Origin of the sequence: Salmonella sp. 741265050_HSA, assembly GCF_046569445.1 — a bacterium.
Lineage (GTDB): Bacteria > Pseudomonadota > Gammaproteobacteria > Enterobacterales > Enterobacteriaceae > Salmonella > Salmonella enterica.
This window is the reverse complement of sequence record NZ_JBKFSV010000016.1, coordinates 35,978-54,996: the sequence shown is the minus strand read 5'-3', so window position 1 is coordinate 54,996 and position 19,019 is coordinate 35,978. Positions and strand designations below refer to the sequence as shown.

Here is a 19,019-nt window from a genome sequence, read left to right as displayed (position 1 = left end):
GATTCACGCTAACCTGGTATGAACCAAAAAAAAACCGGGTGGCGGCTTCGCCTTACCCGGCCTACGTTGTTTCTGGACGTTCTCTTTTACAATTTCGCAAACACCCGACGTGCGGCGTCAATGGTATTATTAATGTCGTCCATGCTGTGTGCGACCGACATAAAACCCGCCTCAAACGCCGATGGCGCCAGATACACGCCTTCCTCCAGCATCAGGTGGAAGAAACGCTTAAAGCGTTCAACGTCGCACGCCATCACGTCCTGATAGCAGGTTACGCTCTCAGCGTCGGTGAAGAAAATCCCGAACATGCCGCCGACATGGTTGACGACCAGCGGAATATTCGCTTCTTCGGCAGCTTCCAGCAAACCTTCCGCCAGACGGGTGGTAAGCTCATCCAGCGTTTCATGAATGCCGGGCTGGGCGACTTCATTCAGGCAGGCGAAACCGGCCGCCATCGCAATAGGGTTGCCGGAAAGGGTGCCCGCCTGGTAAACCGGGCCCGTCGGCGCCAGCGCATCCATTACATCGCGACGACCGCCAAACGCGCCTACCGGCATCCCGCCGCCGATGATTTTACCCAGACAGGTCAGGTCCGGCACGACGCCGTAGTAATCCTGGGCTCCGGCCAGCGCTACGCGAAAACCGGTCATCACTTCGTCGATAATCAGCAGCGCGCCGAACTCATCGCACAAGGCGCGCAGGCCCGGCAGGAATTCCGGCAGCGGCGGGACGCAGTTCATATTGCCCGCCACGGGTTCGACGATGATACAGGCGATTTCCTGCGGATATTGTTCAAACGCCGCGCGTACTGACGCCAGATCGTTATAAGTGCAGGTCAGCGTATGTTTCGCGAAATCTGCCGGCACGCCCGGCGAGTTTGGCTGACCGAGCGTCAGCGCGCCAGAACCGGCTTTGACCAGCAGGCAGTCTGCGTGGCCGTGGTAGCAGCCTTCGAATTTGATAATCTTATCGCGGCCAGTAAAACCACGCGCCAGGCGAATAGCGCTCATCGTTGCTTCGGTGCCGGAGTTCACCATGCGCACCATGTCCATGGTCGGCACCAGGTTGGTGACCAGTTCCGCCATTTTCACTTCCATCTCGGTTGGCGCGCCGAAGCTTAAACCGCGCTCCGCAGCTTCGATCACCGCATTGCGGATAGCCGGATGGTTATGCCCCAGTACCATTGGCCCCCAGGAACCGACATAGTCGATATACGCTTTGCCATCGACATCATAAAGATACGCGCCGTCCGCTTTTTCGATAAACAGCGGGGTGCCGCCCACGCCAGTGAAGGCGCGAACAGGGGAGTTCACGCCACCGGGGATCAGCTCGCGGGCCGCGCTATAGAGATTTTCAGACTTACTCATGGAAAGATTCCTGGTTCGTAGAAAAAGTGAATACCCGCTATTCTAAGTTATTCAGAGAAGGTTATGAAAGTTTTACGCATTTGAAACAATACGATTTGCAGGGGATTTTCGCGGCGTTGGCGAGTAGAATGCCGACTTTAGATTTGTATTACTAATTAATGATCTTCTGATGAAAACAGACACTTCCACCTTTTTAGCTCAGCAAATTGTGCGTTTACGGCGCAGAGATCAGATTCGCCGGTTAATGCAGCGGGATAAAACGCCGCTGGCCATTCTGTTCATGGCGGCCGTTGTCGGCACGCTTACCGGACTGGTTGGCGTCGCCTTTGAAAAGGCGGTTTCCTGGGTACAAAACATGCGCATTGGCGCGCTGGTTCAGGTCGCGGACCATGCGTTTTTGCTTTGGCCGCTGGCCTTTATCCTTTCGGCGTTACTGGCGATGGTCGGCTACTTTTTGGTGCGAAAATTTGCGCCGGAAGCCGGCGGCTCGGGTATCCCGGAAATTGAAGGTGCGCTGGAGGAGCTACGTCCGGTGCGCTGGTGGCGCGTGTTGCCGGTGAAGTTTATCGGCGGGATGGGAACGTTGGGCGCAGGAATGGTATTAGGGCGCGAAGGGCCAACGGTGCAAATCGGGGGCAACCTGGGGCGCATGGTGCTGGATGTTTTTCGTATGCGCAGCGCCGAAGCGCGGCATACGTTGCTGGCGACCGGCGCGGCGGCGGGGCTCTCTGCGGCGTTTAACGCGCCGCTGGCGGGTATCCTGTTTATTATTGAAGAGATGCGCCCGCAGTTTCGCTACAACCTGATTTCGATTAAAGCGGTGTTTACCGGCGTCATCATGTCGAGCATTGTGTTCCGCATATTTAACGGCGAAGCGCCGATTATTGAAGTCGGCAAACTGTCTGATGCGCCGGTTAACACGCTGTGGTTATACCTTATCCTCGGCATTATTTTTGGCTGCGTCGGGCCGGTATTTAATTCGCTGGTGCTGCGTACCCAGGATATGTTTCAGCGCTTTCATGGCGGCGAAATTAAAAAATGGGTGCTAATGGGCGGCGCGATCGGCGGCCTGTGCGGTATTCTGGGGTTGATTGAGCCGGAAGCGGCAGGCGGCGGATTTAACCTTATTCCTATCGCCGCGGCAGGTAATTTTAGCGTCGGGCTACTGCTGTTCATCTTTATTGCCCGGGTGGTCACGACGCTGCTTTGCTTTTCTTCCGGCGCGCCGGGGGGCATTTTCGCCCCGATGCTGGCGCTGGGAACGCTGCTTGGTACGGCCTTCGGTATGGCGGCGGCAGTGCTTTTCCCGCAGTATCACCTGGAGGCCGGTACCTTTGCGATTGCCGGGATGGGGGCGCTGATGGCGGCGTCGGTGCGCGCCCCGCTGACGGGGATTGTGCTGGTGCTGGAGATGACCGATAACTACCAGCTCATTTTGCCAATGATTATCACCTGTCTTGGCGCGACACTATTAGCCCAGTTTTTGGGCGGGAAACCGTTATACTCAACCATCCTGGCACGCACTCTGGCGAAGCAGGATGCGGAACAGGCGGCGAAAAACCAGAATGCGCCTGCGGGCGAGAATACTTGAACGAATTACCAGGGTATTAGATAATGACTGCCAATATTGGGTGAAAATTTATCCAATTACCGATGTCGTTTGGAGCAAAATATGAGTGATGACGTAGCGCTGCCGCTGCAGTTTACCGACGCAGCAGCGAATAAAGTAAAAAGTCTTATCGCTGACGAAGATAACCCGAATCTGAAACTACGCGTGTATATCACTGGCGGTGGTTGCAGCGGCTTCCAGTATGGTTTTACCTTTGACGATCAGGTTAACGAAGGGGATATGACCATCGAAAAACAGGGCGTTGGCCTGGTGGTTGACCCGATGAGTTTGCAGTATCTGGTGGGTGGTTCGGTCGATTATACCGAAGGCCTGGAAGGTTCCCGCTTCATTGTAACCAACCCGAATGCGAAAAGTACCTGCGGGTGTGGCTCTTCCTTCAGTATTTGATTGCTGTTCGTTGTGCCGGATGGCGACGCGAGCGTCTTATCCGGCCTACAACATCTTTCCTGTAGGCCCGATAAGCGTAGCGCCATCGGGCAAAACAATATCAACGTCCGTTTTCATCCAGGGCAAACGTCGGCAATTTCAAATGCCAGCGAATGGCCGCCAGCCGAATGAACAGCGTGACCACCATACCCATCATGCTGGCGCTTTCCAGCGGTACTGAAAACGTATAAAACGCGGTGGCGTGAACAATCCCGCCGATAATACAGGCCGTGGCATAGATTTCGGTGCGTAGGATCATGGGGATCTCGCGTGCCAGAACATCGCGAATAATCCCGCCGCCGACGCCGGTAATCACGCCCATACAGACAGCCACTAATGGCCCCGTTTCAGCGAGGAAGGCTTTATTCACCCCAATGCCGACAAATACCGCCAGCCCGACCGCATCCAGTACCGGCAACATCCATTTCGGCAGACGTCTTGGCTGGCGAACCAGCAGGATGGTCAGCATACTGGTGACCATGGCGACGACCAAATCGGTAGGATCTTTAACCCAGAATACCGGGCCGTTATCCAGCGCCATATCGCGGATTGTCCCGCCGCCGACGGCAGTAACGACGCCGAGCACCAGGACGCCGAACGGGTCCATACGTAATTTCCCGGCCAGCAACACGCCAGAGATAGCAAATACAGCCGTGCCTACAATATCCAGCCAATAGACGAGCATTGTCGAATCCCCACTGGGAGCCTGGTAAGACAGGCTCTAATTCACCTGTGAAAGCGCATTACAGAGTTGTTTTGCGGCGAGGATAATACGCGGGCTTGCGCGTTCAAACCAGTCGCTGTTAAGCGGAATAACCGGAATTTTTAACAGGTTTCCCCAGTATTGTTCAATTTTGAGAATTTCGCCCGCTTTTCCGGCCACGATAATGGCCTGGGGATGCCTTGCCAGCACCTGTTCACGGCTGACTTGCGGCCACGGCACGCGGCTGTCAGCAAAGACGTTTTCTCCGCCGCAGGTCGTCAAAACCTGATGTTGAATAGACCCTTTACCACTGGTAAACAGAGGATTCATGCCAAACTGAAGAAAGACGCGCTTTTTAGCTTTACCGGCATACTCGGCGTTGAGTGCGGCGTACTCGTTTAGCAATGTCTGCGCTGCCTGCTGAGCCTTTTCCGGCTGCGGGCTCCAGGCGGCCAGTTGACGGAGCGTGTCGGCGATCTGTTCGATGCTTACCGCGTCCACCCACATGACCTTAATACCTAATGACGTCAGTTGGTTTACCTGGCGTTCCGCATTACCGCCGCGCCAGGCGACGACCAGATCCGGCTTCAGCGCCACAATGCGTTCCAGATTCATTCCCTGCCAGGTAGAGACCTGTTCTATTTTTTGCGCTTCGGGCGGGTAGTCGGAATAGCTGCTGACGCCAACGGGCGTAATCCCGGCGGCAAAAGCGAGCTCCGTATTGGCGGGAGAGAGGGTAATGACGCGCGGCACAGCGTAAAGCCACACCGGGAGCGTAAGCAGCAGGGCGACCAGCGCCCTGAACATTTGCTTAGCCATGCGCCAGTTTCTGTACCAGCGTTTCGACCATCAGAGTTGACTGTTTCGCCGCCACCGCGAGGAATTCGTCAAAGCTGAGGTGCGATTGCTGATCGGCCACGTCAGAAATAGCGCGTACCACCACGAACGGCACGTTGAAGTTATAGCAGACGTGGGCGATAGCGGTGGCTTCCATCTCTACGGCGACCGCGTCGGGGAAGTTATGCCGAATTTTCGCCAGCCCGACGGAGCCGTTAATAAACGCGTCGCCGCTAACAATAAGGCCGCGTACCGCGTTCAGATTCAACTCCCTGATGCAGGATTCCGCGGCGGCGATCAGTTTGTCATCGGCCTTAAATCCGGCCGGACAGCCCGGTAATTGCCCGTATTCATAGCCGAAAGCGGTCACATCAGCGTCGTGGTAACGCGCTTCGTCAGAGACGACGATATCGCCGACCTTCAGCGTGGACGCCAGACCGCCTGCGGAACCGGTATTGATGATCACGTCCGGCTTGCAGTGCTCCAGAAGCAACGTTGCGCCCAGCGCCGCCGCGACTTTACCGATACCGGATTTCAGCAACGCCACTTCGGTGCCGTTCAACTGGCCGGTGTAAATTTCGCAGCCGCCCAGCGTAATCGTCTGATGGTTGTCAATTTTGTCACGCAGCAGCGTAACTTCTTCTTCCATTGCGCCAATGATGCCGATTTTCATAGATTTACTCGCGATAAGTCAGTTTTGAGGGCATAGTTTATCATGCGCTTATGGGGAAGCGCATTTCTCAGGCGGGGAGAGGATATGGCATCGATCGATTTCCGAAATAAAATTAACTGGCATCGTCGTTATCGTTCACCGCAGGGCGTAAAGACGGAACATGAGATCCTGCGGATTTTTGAAAGCGATCGCGGGCGGATTATCAACTCTCCGGCTATACGCCGTTTGCAGCAAAAAACGCAGGTTTTCCCGCTGGAGCGCAATGCCGCGGTGCGTACTCGCCTGACGCATTCGATGGAAGTGCAGCAGGTAGGGCGTTATATCGCGAAAGAGATTTTAAGCCGCCTGAAAGAGCAAAACCGACTGGAGGAGTACGGTCTGGATGCGCTGACCGGTCCCTTTGAAAGTATTGTGGAAATGGCCTGCCTGATGCACGACATCGGTAATCCGCCGTTCGGTCATTTTGGCGAGGCGGCGATCAATGACTGGTTTCGTCAGCGGCTGCATCCGGAAGATGCGGAAAGTCAGCCGCTCACGCATGATCGCTGTGTGGTTTCCTCGCTACGGTTACAGGAAGGCGAAGAAAATCTGAACGATATTCGCCGCAAGGTACGTCAGGATATCTGCCATTTTGAAGGCAATGCACAGGGAATTCGTCTGGTGCATACGCTCATGCGGATGAATCTTACCTGGGCGCAGGTTGGCGGAATTTTAAAATATACCCGTCCGGCATGGTGGCGAGGGCCGGTGCCGGATTCCCATCGCTATTTAATGAAGAAACCGGGCTATTATCTTTCTGAAGAGAAGTATATTGCGAGGTTACGTAAAGAACTTCAGTTAGCGCCTTACAGTCGCTTTCCATTAACGTGGATTATGGAAGCCGCAGATGATATTTCTTATTGTGTCGCCGATCTTGAAGACGCGGTAGAGAAAAGAATCTTTAGCGTTGAGCAGCTTTATCACCATTTATATCACGCGTGGGGCCACCATGAGAAGGATTCGCTGTTTGAGCTGGTGGTAGGAAATGCGTGGGAAAAATCACGCGCCAATACATTAAGCCGCAGTACCGAAGATCAGTTTTTTATGTATTTACGGGTAAATACATTAAATAAACTGGTGCCCTATGCCGCTCAGCGTTTTATTGATAATTTGCCGCAGATTTTTGCCGGTACCTTCAATCAGGCGTTGCTGGAAGATGCCAGCGGTTTTAGCCGCCTGCTTGAACTCTATAAGAATGTGGCGGTTGAACATGTGTTTAGCCATCCGGATGTAGAACAGCTTGAACTACAGGGATACCGGGTGATCAGCGGGTTATTAGATATCTATCAGCCGCTATTAAGTTTGTCGCTTAACGACTTTCGCGAGCTGGTGGAAAAAGAACGGTTGAAACGCTTCCCCATAGAATCGCGCTTATTTCAGAAACTTTCTACGCGCCATCGTTTGGCCTACGTGGAAGTCGTCAGTAAATTACCTACGGATTCGGCGGAGTACCCGGTGCTGGAATATTATTATCGCTGTCGGTTGATTCAGGATTATATCAGCGGGATGACTGACCTTTACGCATGGGATGAATATCGGCGTTTGATGGCGGTCGAACAGTAAATGGACTTTTGTAAAGATGGACAATAAATTTTTACTTTTTCCAGAAACTTTGTTCCGGAACTTCGCGTTATAAAATGAATCTGACGTACACAGCAATTTTGCGTTACCTGTTAATCGAGATTGAAACACATGAAAAAAACCACATTAGCAATGAGTGCACTGGCTCTGAGTTTAGGTTTGGCATTGTCGCCTCTGTCTGCCACGGCGGCTGAAACGTCCTCTTCAGCAATGACTGCCCAGCAGATGCCAAGCCTGGCACCGATGCTCGAAAAAGTGATGCCATCGGTGGTCAGTATTAATGTAGAAGGTAGCACCACGGTGAATACGCCGCGTATGCCGCGTAATTTCCAGCAGTTCTTTGGCGATGACTCCCCGTTCTGCCAGGACGGTTCTCCGTTCCAGAATTCTCCGTTCTGCCAGGGCGGCGGTAACGGCGGCAACGGCGGTCAACAACAGAAATTCATGGCGCTGGGCTCCGGCGTAATTATTGACGCCGCGAAGGGCTACGTCGTTACCAACAACCACGTGGTTGATAACGCCAGCGTGATTAAAGTACAGCTTAGCGATGGGCGTAAATTCGATGCTAAAGTGGTGGGCAAAGATCCGCGTTCTGATATCGCACTGATTCAAATTCAGAATCCGAAGAACCTGACGGCGATTAAGCTGGCGGACTCCGACGCGCTGCGCGTGGGGGATTATACCGTCGCTATTGGTAACCCGTTTGGTCTGGGCGAAACGGTGACGTCAGGTATCGTTTCGGCGCTGGGGCGTAGCGGCCTGAACGTAGAAAATTACGAGAACTTTATTCAGACCGACGCCGCGATTAACCGTGGTAACTCCGGCGGCGCGCTGGTGAACCTGAACGGTGAGCTGATCGGTATTAACACCGCGATTCTGGCGCCGGACGGCGGCAACATCGGTATTGGCTTCGCTATCCCCAGTAACATGGTGAAAAACCTGACGTCGCAGATGGTGGAATACGGCCAGGTGAAACGCGGCGAACTGGGGATCATGGGGACTGAGCTGAATTCCGAATTGGCGAAAGCGATGAAAGTCGATGCCCAGCGTGGCGCGTTCGTCAGCCAAGTGATGCCGAATTCGTCCGCAGCGAAAGCGGGTATCAAAGCCGGGGATGTCATTACCTCGCTGAACGGTAAACCGATCAGCAGCTTTGCGGCGCTGCGCGCTCAGGTCGGCACTATGCCGGTCGGCAGCAAAATCAGCCTCGGTCTGCTGCGTGAAGGTAAAGCGATTACGGTTAATCTGGAACTGCAGCAGAGCAGCCAGAGTCAGGTTGATTCCAGCACCATCTTCAGCGGGATTGAAGGCGCTGAAATGAGCAATAAAGGCCAGGATAAAGGCGTTGTGGTGAGCAGCGTGAAAGCGAATTCACCCGCCGCGCAAATTGGCCTCAAAAAAGGCGATGTCATTATCGGCGCTAACCAGCAGCCGGTGAAAAATATCGCCGAGCTGCGTAAGATTCTCGACAGCAAACCGTCGGTTCTGGCGCTGAATATTCAGCGTGGTGATAGTTCTATTTATTTGCTGATGCAGTAATCACCTTTGTCCCCCTTCCTCCATGGAAGGGGGCAACCCTTTTCTGTGAAACCCCCCACAACTCCATACTTATTTGCACCGTTTTGTGCATTTGCACAATGTCGAGACCTGTCATCTTCCTTATGCTTGTGCTCTGCTCACAGGAGGGATTTATGGCTGGCTGGCATCTTGATACCAAAATGGCGCAGGATATCGTGGCGCGCACTATGCGCATCATCGATACCAATATCAACGTAATGGATGCCCGCGGGCGTATTATCGGCAGCGGCGATCGGGAACGTATTGGTGAATTGCACGAAGGCGCGCTGTTAGTGCTGTCGCAGGGCCGGGTTGTGGATATCGACGACGCCGTGGCGCGACACCTGCACGGGGTGCGTCAGGGGATTAATCTTCCCTTACGCCTTGAGGGCGAAATTGTCGGCGTGATCGGCCTCACCGGCGAACCAGAGCATCTGCGTAAATATGGCGAACTGGTGTGTATGACTGCCGAGATGATGCTGGAACAGTCGCGGTTAATGCACCTTTTGGCGCAGGATAGCCGTTTGCGCGAAGAGCTGGTGATGAACCTGATTCAGGCCGAAGAAAATACGCCGGCGCTGGTGGAATGGGCGCAGCGTTTGGGGATCGATTTGAACCAGCCGCGTGTGGCGGCGGTGGTGGAAGTCGACAGCGGCCAGCTTGGCGTCGATAGCGCAATGGCGGAACTTCAGCAGTTGCAGAATGCGCTTACCACGCCGGAGCGTAACAACCTGATAGCCATTGTTTCTCTCACCGAGATGGTGGTGCTCAAACCCGCCTTAAACTCCTTTGGTCGCTGGGATGCTGAAGATCATCGTAAGCGCGTAGAGCAGCTTATCTCGCGAATGAAAGAGAATGGTCAGCTACGTTTTCGCGTAGCGCTGGGCAATTACTTTACCGGGCCGGGCAGTATTGCACGCTCATACCGCACGGCGCGCACCACGATGATGGTCGGCAAACAGCGGATGCCAGAAAGCCGCAGCTATTTTTATCAGGATTTGATGCTGCCGGTTCTGTTAGATAGCCTGCGTGGCGGCTGGCAGGCCAATGAGCTGGCGCGCCCGCTGGTAAAACTCAAAGCGATGGATAACAACGGGTTATTACGTCGGACGCTGACGGCGTGGTTTCGCCATAATGTCCAGCCGCTGGCGACCTCTAAGGCGCTGTTTATTCATCGTAACACGCTGGAATATCGGCTAAATCGTATTTCGGAACTGACCGGGCTGGATTTGGGAAATTTTGACGATCGGCTGTTGCTGTATGTGGCGCTACAACTGGATGAACAGCGTTAAGTCCGGCGGCGCTTCGCTGACCAGACCAGGGGATTTGGGCGAAGTAGTAGGCCGGATTAGGCAAAACCGCCATTCGACAACGTAATCTCACAGCGCCCGAAGACGCTGTGATGGGGTGGGGTTAATTCGTGGTCAGGCGCTGCAATCCCCGCGCCGTGACCTGCCAGATCACGTGTTGCGGCTGCGGCCAGCTTTCGCCATTGAGCGGGTTGCGGATAACCGACTGGTCTGCGCCCTCGGCATGAAAGACCTCAATCGTATAATCCTCATCCAGCCCGCAGACGTCAGTATAGCCGCCAAGCTGCACCGAACCTTTTATCGACTGACGGTAAACCACCGTACCGCGCGTATTATAAATCGTCACTGCCGCATATTCTGTTGCGAAGTCGCTATGCGGCGCAATTGGGTATGCGGTAAAGATAAATTGTTGCGCACGGATGTCTATTTCCATACTGGCAAAACCATTTTCTTCCTTGCCAATAAGCTGCCAGCTGAATTTATCGCCATATAATACGGCAGCATCGGAGGTATTTTTCTCTTCCGTTTGTTCCGGTGAGTCGACCTCCAGCCCATCGCTCACCACGCGCCAGCGGTTGTGTTTTTTCAGCGTGACGTTTTGCCCGGTCGTTTCATTGATGGCGCTGCAACGGTAAGGTTCGTCATGGAAGAGCTCAATGTACATTCCCGCTTGCAAAACAACCGTATCGCTATCGGCTGGATAGTGGGTGATGCCATCATAATGACGGCTATAGATAACCTCGCCGGACTCCTCCTTCACCGTGAGCGTGCTGTATGTCGCGGTATAGTAAGGATGAGGCTGCCCGGCCTGTGTTTCTATTGTCATGCGCTGTTGCCGATTATCGTAAGCAAGCTGGCAAAACGTTCTGTCGCCTTGTCCGCGTAACTGCAACGTCACGCCTTTACCGATGCCTTCGCCCGGCTCGCTGTTATCCGCCGGCAGCACATCAACGCTGTCGCGCATTAACGCGCTACGGGTCGGCTCTTCAATGTGGGAGAGCATCAGCCAGAGATCGTTTTTGCAAGCGGCATAAGGTTGCGCCATTAATAAAGGGCAGGCGCGGATAGCATCTGCGCGATGGCTGAACATAGCCTGGAGATCTGCGACAGGATCGTTGTTGAGCGAAAAATGATAAAGCCCTTCGCTATCAAGACGCAGTAACTGATATTTCGTCGACGAGACCAATGTCAGATAGCCCGGCGAGGCTTTCAGGCGGCCAGGCTCGGCATGATAAAGATAAAGGTGGTAGTGGTCGCTAAACGGCACCACAATTTTTCCGGTGGCGCAGTTTGTTCCGTTCATCTTACGTTCAAAAACCTTTTCGCCGCTGGCGGTTAACACCGTTATGCTGGCGTATAACGTATTCGCGAAGTAGCTGTGCGGCGTGGCGTTCGTGATATCCAGAACTAATTGTCTGGCCTCATGATCCACGGCTAAACGGGCGAAGGGCATGTCACCGTAGCCGAGGAAAATCAACTGCTCGTTATGCGCGGCGCTGTCCTGCAAGGCGGTGAAATTAACGGTAAGTGCGTTTTCCCCTTCGCGGATAACCACATAGTCCGTGTCCGGGCGGTATTTCTGCGATCGCCCTTTGGGCAGGGTGAGATGGTAAATGCCAATGGGCAGGGGAGTTAACGTGAGCGTACTGTCGTTGACGGGCAATGTATATGTGCTGCCGGCGTTGTCGTGTAGCGTTAAGGCGCGTCCATAAAGTTGCTCCGGCTGATCGATATTCAGCGTTAGCGTGAGCGTTCCCGTTTTGTTCAGCGCCGCCAGCTCGGCGTTTTCAACCAGCCAGACAAAAGAGTCCAGCCCTAACTGTTGGCGCGCGCTTTCCCATTCGCGCTCCGGCAGCAGATCGTAAAGCGGCCAGACGGGTTTTACCGCCCGTGCGGCGATCTGCTCGCGGGTGAACGCATCGACCGGTAAGCCGCACAGCTGAATAAACGGCGCGACGTCATAACCTGAGGCTGTGGCGATGGCGTCCGCCAGCAGATCGGTCAGGCGATGCTCGCAGGGCAAAAAGTTTTCGTCAGCACCCAGCTCGCGGTAGTTCTGGTTAAACACCCGGAAGGCTTCTGTTCCGCCTTTAAATAACATCAGCATCAGAAATTGCAGGCGGGGGCGGACGCCCCAGGCGCTAACCGGCGTGCGATTCCGCAGATAGGTAATGAATTGCAATTCCTGCTCAGACTGCCGTCCGTAATTGTAGAGCCAGCCGTCGGTATAAAGATGGTTCCCCTGGTTCAGGTTAAACTGCTGGAAAAACGCGGCGTAAATGTTGTTCCACACCTCACCGACTGGCAGGTCGACGTCATTCATAAAGACGCCCTGATAGCCGTGACCGATTTCATGCAGAATCGTCCACTGCGTGGCGACATTATCGATCCACCCCTGGCTTAATGTTGCAGCCGTTTGCGCGCACCACCAGGGGAGATAATAAGCCGCGCCGACGCCGTGTTTATCCGCTTTAATAAAATAGCGGTTAGCGACATTTTGATTAAGCGGCGAAGCAGGGCTATCGCTGAGACCAGTCCAGTCATTATAGGCGTCGATCACTCGCGTGTAGTACGCATCCAGCGCGGTGATACCGGCGTTGATGACATTAGCGCGATCCGCCCAGGGCAGCAGAAAACGCACGCGGTCCAGTTCCAGCAGGGCAAAAGGCGACGCCTGTTCTTCCCAGGTCTGGAAAAAAGCGTCTTCGGATTGCCCCTTACGCCAGTGTGGCAAATTTTTATTGCTGGTTGGCTGTCGGTAGATCACCGAAAACTCGCCGCCCTGCGCAAAAAAGAGGGTATCAATAAAGGGAACGGAATCGACCGTTGTGCTGATCGTTTGCCAGTTGCCGTTCAGCGTAAGCGATTTCTCACACGCTGAGTCATTGCACAGCAGACGGAGTCTGGCGTTACCGGCGTTGTTATTTGGCTGGCGGATTTGCAGCTGCGTATTCGCTGGCAGAATAAATCCCAGCGCCTGGCGGTCGTGCTCGCGCCCCTTTTCAAATTTGATGTTATCCAGTCCGGGGGCCGCAGGCAGCGAATAACATGTTAGTGTGATTTCCTGAGTCATATAACCTCCATAAATAGGGAGGATGAACATAGCTTTTTATTTTTATTAATAAATACAGCAGGATAACGAAATGATATGTATTGAGCCGCTGTGAGGCATAGTGATGAAAAATGGTGGTAGCCGTGAGGCGGATGAGAGGGAGCAGCAGCGTGAGAGGGGCCCGAAATGAAGCCCCGGCAGCTTTTTTATTTGCGGGTAAGCTTGTCCAGATCGGCTTCGATTTCACTGATCTTATTCGCGACGACGCTTTCCAGGTGGCGCAAGTCGTCGAGGATCTTACGTTTGAGATCGAGTTCTGAGCGGTCGCGCTGGCAGATTTGGTCCAGCTCGTCAATCACATAGCGTAGGTTAGGGCTAATCTCCTGTACTTCTTTATAACCCTGACCGATGCCATCGGCCACCACCGTTTTACGCTGGCGTGGATACTTAAACTTCACGCTTTTAGCAAAGAATTCACCTCTATCCTTTTGAAAATAGATTTTCAGGATATCGTTATTGGCTTCTTGCCGCAGGCTGTAACGATCGATTTCCTCAGGATTGGTAATGCCCAGACTTTTTAGATTGTCATACATAGCGGTATCCTTCATCACACTATAACTTTTGAATAATTAACGAAAAATTGGTTTTTCGCCACCAGTGTATACAAAAAAAGCGCGGTTGATCGCAGAAGACGTCTCGGCAACGTCATGAGCAAAAGGGCGGCGGTTATTGATAGCTTAAGTAATTCAACGCGATATTCCGTTTATAGAGAAAGCGTTTGAGGTCAGTGTGGGAAATTGACCGGAGGTAGTGGTCGATAACCTTGAGAGGCGGAGTCTATGTCCGGAACGTATAATGCTACTATTCGCCGGGTGGTGGTTTCCGCCTGGATAGGAAACTCCATTGAATATTATGATTTTCTATTATACGGCCTGGCAAGCGCGCTGGTATTTGGCCCGCTTTTTTTTCCTGGCGCCAGCCCATTGACTGCAACGTTATCTTCTTTTGCCAGTTTCGGCGTGGGATTTATCTCCCGGCCGCTGGGCGCACTATTTTTTGGCAACAGGGGAGATACGCTTGGGCGTAAAAACACGTTATTAATTACGTTAGGGGGGATGGGCGCGGTCACGTTTCTCATCGGTTGCCTGCCTTCTTACGCCAGTATTGGCGCGCTGGCGCCTGCTTTACTGGTTATTCTGCGTTTTCTACAGGGATTTATGGTTGGAGGCGAATGGGGAGGCGCCATGTTGATGGTCGTGGAATATGCTGCTGGAAAGCACCGGGGGCGGTTAAGCGCGCTATCGCAAACAGGAGGACTCACGGGACAATTATTGGCGACAGGCGTATTTATAGTCGTGACCCAATTACCGAAGGAGGCGTTGTTATCGTGGGGATGGCGTATTCCTTTTCTGCTCAGTGCGCTTTTGGTGTTGCCTGGATTATATATGCGTCATCGTCTGGATGAGACGCCTGTCTTCCGTGCGTTTAAAAAGCAGCAGGCCATTAATCATAGGCAGCAAAGAGAAGAAAGGCCGGTGGTCAAAGTAGTACGAGAACAATGGCGCAGCATTTTGCTGATTATAATTCTGCGTTTTGCGGAAAGCGTTCCCTTTTTTCTTGCTACCGTCTTCGCGGTTTCCTGGGCGACGACGCAGCTTGGGATTGCCAGCCTGACTATTCTGTACATTGTAATGTTCACCTGTCTGCTGGCGTATCCCATGCACGTGCTATTTGGCATCATGTCGGATCGGCGTGGCTGCCGTCAGGTGTATATTTTCGGCGCGCTTTTTGTCGCGGCAATGGCTTTTCCCTTTTTCTGGCTGCTGGAAAGCCGTTCGCTCATACTGATGACAATGGGCTACGTTCTGCTTATTAACATTGGTCATAATTCACTGAATGCCGTGCAACCTTCTTTTTTCGCCGGACTGTTTCATCCGCCTGTACGCTACAGCGGTTCATCAATTGGCGCTCAGTTGGGGGCGGTTGTGGCAGGGGGATTCACGCCGTTTATCGCTAAAGCGTTAAGCGCAGTCTATGATAACAGTTGGACTTTGATTGCCGGTTATGTCGTTTTAACTGCGCTGGCTTCGGCGTTTGCGGCAAAGATTGCGCCGGAAACCGTGTTACCGCATTCGCCGTAATGCAAAGGGGGGCTGTCGCCCCCACTTTTCACTCGCTTAATCAATAGTACGCAATAATTCGTTAATGCCCACTTTACCACGCGTTTTGGCGTCGACTTTTTTCACGATCACCGCGCAGTACAAACTGTACTTGCCGTCTTTTGACGGCAGGTTGCCGGAAACGACCACGGAGCCCGCCGGTACGCGGCCATAGTGAACTTCACCGGTTTCGCGATCGTATATTTTGGTGCTCTGGCCGAGGTATACGCCCATGGAAATGACGGAACCTTCTTCGACAATGACGCCTTCCACGACTTCAGAACGCGCGCCAATAAAGCAGTTGTCTTCAATGATGGTCGGGTTAGCCTGCAGCGGCTCCAGTACGCCGCCGATACCCACGCCGCCGGAAAGGTGAACATTTTTACCAATCTGCGCGCAGGAACCCACCGTCGCCCAGGTGTCAACCATGGTGCCTTCGTCAACGTAGGCGCCGATGTTAACGTAAGACGGCATCAACACGGTGTTGCGGGCGATAAATGCGCCCTGACGAACGGCCGCAGGCGGAACGACGCGGAAGCCTTCTTTCTGAAAACGCGCTTCGTCGTAATCAGCGAATTTCATCGGGACTTTATCGAAGTAGCGGCTTTCCGCACCGTCGATAACCTGGTTATCGTTAATACGGAAAGAGAGCAGAACCGCTTTCTTCAGCCACTGGTGAGTGACCCACTGACCGTCGATTTTTTCTGCGACACGCAGCGCGCCGGAATCAAGTAGAGAAATGACCTGGTTTACCGCCTCTCGGGTCACGGTATCTACATTAGCCGGCGTAATATCGGCGCGGCGCTCAAAAGCGGTCTCAATAACGTTCTGTAGCTGCTGCATTGTTAAACTCTTTCATATAAATAAACACACTACCCTTTATCGTTTGGATTGAGGGCCGCTGTCAACCGTTGTTGCACCTCAAGTTGCAGCACATTATTAAGTGCGCGCCGATCCGCTGTGGCGATTATGAATAAATCTTCTACTCGTTCACCAATGGTTGTAATTCGGGCGCCATGAAGCGAAATTCCCAGATCGGCAAAAATTTGTCCGACCCTGGCCAGCAGACCAGGTTGATCGAGCGCGATCAATTCCATGAATGATTTTCTGTCGGTATGGGTGGGCAGAAAATTGACTTCCGTTTCGACCGTAAAGTGCCGTAACTTTGCCGGTTGCCGACGCGGCTGCGGCGGCTGCCAGCTACGCTGCGTAATGGTCTGTTCAAGACCGGTGCGAATAACGTCATGGCGATCCGCCGCCAGCGGGCTGCCGTCTGGTTCCAGAACGATAAACGTATCCATTGCCATGCCGTCGCGAGTGGTAAAGATCTGCGCGTCATGGACGCTTAAATTACGCCTGTCCAGCTCGGCGCAGACGGCGGCAAACAGATAGGGTCTGTCCGGACTCCAGATAAAAATTTCGGTTCCGCCGCGCGTTGCCTGCGGACTGAGCAACACTAACGGTTGGCGCAGATCGTGCTGCAATAAATGGCGTGCGTGCCAGGCGAGCTGATTTGGACTATGACGAACAAAATAGTTAGCGCGACAGCGGGTCCAGATTTTATGCAGCGCGGCTTCATCAATATTGTCCATTCGCAGCAGCGCCAGCGCCTGAAGCTGATGGTGACGCACGCGCTCACGCATATCCGGCGTATTTTGCATTCCACGCCTGAGCTGTTTTTCAGTGGCGAAGTACAGCTCGCGCAGCAGGCTCTGTTTCCAGCTATTCCACAAGGTTTCGTTGGTCGCGCAGATGTCCGCGACGGTCAGGCAGACCAGAAAACGCAGCCGTGTTTCGGTTTGCACCTCTTCGGCAAACTGCTTGATGACTTCCGGATCCTGGATGTCGCGGCGCTGGGCGGTGACTGACATCAGCAGGTGTTGGCGCACCAGCCAGGCGACCAGTTGCGTTTCGCGTGAGTTCAAACCGTGCAGTTCGGCGAAGGTGAGTACATCCTGCGCGCCCAGTACCGAATGGTCGCCGCCGCGTCCTTTCGCAATATCGTGGAATAGCGCGGCGATCAGGATCAGTTCCGGATGGGGAAGCCGCGGCCAGAGATCGACGCATAGCGGATGGCGCTGGCGTGTCTCTTCTTTCGCAAAGCTCTCCAGTTTGAGCATTACGCGGATGGTGTGTTCATCCACCGTGTATGCGTGGAACAGGTCAAACTGCATTTGTCCGACGATGTGCGACCACTGCGGCATATAAGCCCACAGTACGCTGTGGCGATGCATGGGCAGCAGGCCGCGGCTGACCGCGCCGGGATGGCGCAGCATACTCAGAAACAGAGTGCGCGCCTCCGGGATGTAACACAGCGGTTGGCTCAGGTGGCGGCGGGCGTGGCGCAAGTGGCGTAACGTCGTAGAGTAGATGCCGGTGATCGCGCTATTGCGCACCATCATATAAAACATGCGCAGGATCGCTTGCGGTTCGCGGATAAACAGCGTGTCGTCACGCAGATCAATAAGCGTGCCGCGCAGTTGAAACTCATCGTCAATAGGACGTGGTTTTTCATCCGCAGGCAGCGCCAGAATCGCCTCGTCAAATAGCTGAAGCAGCATCTGATTAAGTTCGCTCACCCGACGCGTAACCCGGAAGTAGTCTTTCATCATCCGCTCAACCGGATCATTGCCCTCGCCGCTGTAGTTAAGGCGTTGAGCGACGCTTAACTGGCGGTCGAACAGCAGGCGGTTATCGTAGCGGCTGACCACCAGATGTAGCGCAAAGCGAATGCGCCACAGGATATGCAGGCACTCGTTGAGCTCCGCGCGCTCAGCCGGGGTTAAAAAGCCGAATCCCACCATCTCATCGAGCGAGGTGGCGCCGAAGTGACGTCGGGCGACCCACTGTAACGTATGGATATCGCGCAGGCCGCCGGGGCTGCTTTTAATATCCGGCTCCAGATTATAGCTGGTGCCGTGATAGCGCTGGTGGCGCTGGTTCTGCTCTTCTACTTTGGCGGCGTAAAATTTGTCGGACGGCCAAAAACCTTCGCTGAAAATATGTTTTTGCAGTGCCAGAAACAGAGCGACATCACCAATCAGCAGGCGCGTTTCGATGAGGTTTGTCGCAACGGTTAAATCAGACAGACCTTCCAGCAGACACTCTTCCAGCGTACGTACGCTATGCCCGACATCCAGCTTGACGTCCCATAATAAAGTCAGCAGCTCGCCGACCTTTTGTGCCTGTTCATCGGGCAGCTTTTTGCGGCTTAAAATGAGCAGATCAATATCGGAAAGCGGATGCAGTTCGCCGCGTCCATAGCCGCCGACGGCGACCAGCGCCAGATCGGCAATCTGACCGAAACCGGCCTCAATCCACAGGCGTTGCAACAACTGGTCGATAAATTCGGTTCGAGCTTCAATAAGCTGTTCAGCACAAATGCCGCTGTCAAATGCCTCTCCCAGCCAGTGTTGAAAGATGTCGATGCGGGCTTTGATACCGGCGACGGTCAGTTCAGCGCGCGGCCAGACGCCAGGGTTTTGCGGCTGGTCAGGGAGGGTGGGGAGTGCGGTATTCGCGTGCTGTTCAGGAAGAGTATTCATATGCGCCACCCATTAAAAAGCCGGATAATGGCGTGAACGCCTTATCCGGCCTACGTATTTACTCTTCATCCTTCAAGTTGCTTCTACGTTGGCTGCGCTCGTTCACTCCAGTCACGTACTTATGTACGCTCCTGAAGATT

14 protein-coding genes are annotated in these 19,019 nt (G+C 53.8%); 6 read left to right on the top strand and 8 right to left on the bottom strand.

Annotation, left to right across the window (positions count from 1 at the left end; genetic code table 11):
- Positions 1–86: 86 nt before the first annotated feature.
- Entirely contained in the window at positions 87–1,367 is a 1,281-nt protein-coding gene (gene hemL, locus ACLD4F_RS19325) for a glutamate-1-semialdehyde 2,1-aminomutase (protein ID WP_000045249.1), read from the bottom strand.
- 169 nt (positions 1,368–1,536) lie between these two features.
- Between hemL and clcA the strand changes: the two genes are divergently transcribed.
- Positions 1,537–2,958, top strand: coding sequence for a H(+)/Cl(-) exchange transporter ClcA (clcA, locus tag ACLD4F_RS19320; protein WP_000845428.1), 1,422 nt, complete (start codon positions 1,537–1,539; stop codon positions 2,956–2,958).
- A gap of 81 nt (positions 2,959–3,039) precedes the next feature.
- Positions 3,040–3,384, top strand: coding sequence for an iron-sulfur cluster insertion protein ErpA (gene erpA / locus ACLD4F_RS19315; RefSeq protein WP_001278668.1), 345 nt, complete (start codon positions 3,040–3,042; stop codon positions 3,382–3,384).
- A gap of 100 nt (positions 3,385–3,484) precedes the next feature.
- On the opposite strand, the gene ACLD4F_RS19310 is transcribed toward erpA, so the two are convergent.
- Genes ACLD4F_RS19310 through mtnN form a run of 3 tightly spaced genes read right to left on the bottom strand, consistent with a single transcriptional unit; the run spans position 3,485 to position 5,636 of the window.
- Positions 3,485–4,108 (bottom strand): TRIC cation channel family protein, encoded by a 624-nt coding sequence (locus ACLD4F_RS19310; RefSeq protein WP_000964234.1) that lies wholly within the window; start codon positions 4,106–4,108, stop codon positions 3,485–3,487.
- Between the two features lie 36 nt (positions 4,109–4,144).
- Entirely contained in the window at positions 4,145–4,945 is an 801-nt protein-coding gene (gene btuF / locus ACLD4F_RS19305) for a vitamin B12 ABC transporter substrate-binding protein BtuF (RefSeq protein WP_079944299.1), read from the bottom strand.
- Positions 4,938–5,636 (bottom strand): 5'-methylthioadenosine/S-adenosylhomocysteine nucleosidase, encoded by a 699-nt coding sequence (gene mtnN / locus ACLD4F_RS19300; protein WP_411010988.1) that lies wholly within the window; start codon positions 5,634–5,636, stop codon positions 4,938–4,940. Before mtnN ends, btuF begins: the two co-directional genes overlap by 8 nt.
- Positions 5,637–5,720: 84 nt before the next feature.
- On the opposite strand from mtnN, the gene dgt reads away from it, so the two are divergent.
- From dgt to cdaR, 3 genes are all read left to right on the top strand, one after another.
- On the top strand, positions 5,721–7,238 hold the full coding sequence (dgt, locus tag ACLD4F_RS19295) for a dGTPase (RefSeq protein ID WP_000146450.1): 1,518 nt from the start codon (positions 5,721–5,723) through the stop codon (positions 7,236–7,238).
- A 129-nt stretch (positions 7,239–7,367) separates the two neighbouring features.
- Complete coding sequence (degP, locus tag ACLD4F_RS19290; protein ID WP_000753958.1) at positions 7,368–8,795, top strand: serine endoprotease DegP; 1,428 nt, start codon at positions 7,368–7,370, stop codon at positions 8,793–8,795.
- A 152-nt stretch (positions 8,796–8,947) separates the two neighbouring features.
- Entirely contained in the window at positions 8,948–10,105 is a 1,158-nt protein-coding gene (cdaR, locus tag ACLD4F_RS19285) for a DNA-binding transcriptional regulator CdaR (protein WP_000929420.1), read from the top strand.
- A gap of 121 nt (positions 10,106–10,226) precedes the next feature.
- Here the strand turns inward: cdaR and ACLD4F_RS19280 are convergent, their stop codons facing one another.
- Both ACLD4F_RS19280 and ACLD4F_RS19275 read right to left on the bottom strand, forming a co-directional pair.
- A complete protein-coding gene (locus tag ACLD4F_RS19280) occupies positions 10,227–13,196 on the bottom strand; it encodes a putative mucin/carbohydrate-binding domain-containing protein (protein ID WP_058331362.1) in 2,970 nt (989 codons plus the stop codon).
- 185 nt (positions 13,197–13,381) lie between these two features.
- On the bottom strand, positions 13,382–13,768 hold the full coding sequence (locus ACLD4F_RS19275; RefSeq protein WP_000272193.1) for a DUF3461 family protein: 387 nt from the start codon (positions 13,766–13,768) through the stop codon (positions 13,382–13,384).
- A gap of 246 nt (positions 13,769–14,014) precedes the next feature.
- On the opposite strand from ACLD4F_RS19275, the gene ACLD4F_RS19270 reads away from it, so the two are divergent.
- Positions 14,015–15,316 carry an MFS transporter gene (locus ACLD4F_RS19270; RefSeq protein ID WP_079944300.1) on the top strand — a complete coding sequence of 434 codons (1,302 nt, stop codon included), beginning with the start codon at positions 14,015–14,017 and terminating at the stop codon, positions 15,314–15,316.
- Between the two features lie 36 nt (positions 15,317–15,352).
- Here ACLD4F_RS19270 and dapD read toward each other — a convergent pair whose 3' ends face one another.
- Positions 15,353–16,177: a 2,3,4,5-tetrahydropyridine-2,6-dicarboxylate N-succinyltransferase gene (gene dapD, locus ACLD4F_RS19265; RefSeq protein WP_001186673.1), complete on the bottom strand. Its 825-nt coding sequence runs from the start codon at positions 16,175–16,177 to the stop codon at positions 15,353–15,355.
- Between the two features lie 29 nt (positions 16,178–16,206).
- A complete protein-coding gene (gene glnD, locus ACLD4F_RS19260) occupies positions 16,207–18,879 on the bottom strand; it encodes a bifunctional uridylyltransferase/uridylyl-removing protein GlnD (RefSeq protein WP_079944308.1) in 2,673 nt (890 codons plus the stop codon).
- Positions 18,880–19,019: the final 140 nt, after the last annotated feature.

Excerpts from the sequence above, each read along its gene's own strand:
- hemL (WP_000045249.1), bottom strand. The coding sequence starts at position 1,367 with ATGAGTAAGTCTGAAAATCTCTATAGCGCGGCCCGCGAGCTGATCCCC.
- clcA (WP_000845428.1), top strand. The coding sequence starts at position 1,537 with ATGAAAACAGACACTTCCACCTTTTTAGCTCAGCAAATTGTGCGTTTA.
- erpA (WP_001278668.1), top strand. The coding sequence starts at position 3,040 with ATGAGTGATGACGTAGCGCTGCCGCTGCAGTTTACCGACGCAGCAGCG.
- ACLD4F_RS19310 (WP_000964234.1), bottom strand. The coding sequence starts at position 4,108 with ATGCTCGTCTATTGGCTGGATATTGTAGGCACGGCTGTATTTGCTATC.
- btuF (WP_079944299.1), bottom strand. The coding sequence starts at position 4,945 with ATGGCTAAGCAAATGTTCAGGGCGCTGGTCGCCCTGCTGCTTACGCTC.
- mtnN (WP_411010988.1), bottom strand. The coding sequence starts at position 5,636 with ATGAAAATCGGCATCATTGGCGCAATGGAAGAAGAAGTTACGCTGCTG.
- dgt (WP_000146450.1), top strand. The coding sequence starts at position 5,721 with ATGGCATCGATCGATTTCCGAAATAAAATTAACTGGCATCGTCGTTAT.
- degP (WP_000753958.1), top strand. The coding sequence starts at position 7,368 with ATGAAAAAAACCACATTAGCAATGAGTGCACTGGCTCTGAGTTTAGGT.
- cdaR (WP_000929420.1), top strand. The coding sequence starts at position 8,948 with ATGGCTGGCTGGCATCTTGATACCAAAATGGCGCAGGATATCGTGGCG.
- ACLD4F_RS19280 (WP_058331362.1), bottom strand. The coding sequence starts at position 13,196 with ATGACTCAGGAAATCACACTAACATGTTATTCGCTGCCTGCGGCCCCC.
- ACLD4F_RS19275 (WP_000272193.1), bottom strand. The coding sequence starts at position 13,768 with ATGTATGACAATCTAAAAAGTCTGGGCATTACCAATCCTGAGGAAATC.
- ACLD4F_RS19270 (WP_079944300.1), top strand. The coding sequence starts at position 14,015 with ATGTCCGGAACGTATAATGCTACTATTCGCCGGGTGGTGGTTTCCGCC.
- dapD (WP_001186673.1), bottom strand. The coding sequence starts at position 16,177 with ATGCAGCAGCTACAGAACGTTATTGAGACCGCTTTTGAGCGCCGCGCC.
- glnD (WP_079944308.1), bottom strand. The coding sequence starts at position 18,879 with ATGAATACTCTTCCTGAACAGCACGCGAATACCGCACTCCCCACCCTC.